The 600-nt window shown below is 44.8% G+C and carries 1 pseudogene; it reads left to right on the forward strand.

What is annotated here, in order from left to right:
• Nucleotides 1-600, forward strand: a pseudogene (gene pepE / locus HC175_RS16485) (dipeptidase PepE); the annotation flags it as partial.

Genomic DNA, 600 nt, shown 5'->3' on the forward strand with positions numbered 1-600 from the left:
CGGTACTGAAGATACATTTTTCAGATTGTAAAGAAATTTTGTTCATCCCTTACGCCCGTCCCGGGGGCATTTCTCATGATGAATACAACCAGAATGCCCAAAAAGCCTTTGAAAAGGCAGGACTTCAGATTAAAGGCATACATCAATTTGAGAATCCTTCCGAAGCTATAAAACAGGCGCAGGGTATTTTTACCGGGGGTGGAAATACATTTTTACTGGTGCAGCAGCTTTATCACTTTGATCTTCTTCAGCCACTTAAAGAGGTTCTCAAAACCGGAATTCCATATCTGGGAACCAGCGCCGGGACAAATATTGCCGGCCTCACTATGAAGACTACTAATGATATGCCTATTGTTTATCCGCCCTCGTTCAACACATTGGGACTGGTGCCGTTCAATATTAATCCGCATTACCTCGATCCCGATTCGGATTCAACTCATAAAGGGGAAACGCGGGAGACCAGGATCAAGGAGTTTCACCAGTTCAATACACCTACTGTTGTGGGTTTACGTGAAGGGAGCTGGCTGGAGGTGAAATGAAATGACATCAGGTTAAAAGGAGAACCTCTGGCCCGCATTTTTGAAGCCGGAATGGAACCTT

Source organism: Salinimicrobium oceani (assembly GCF_012037645.1).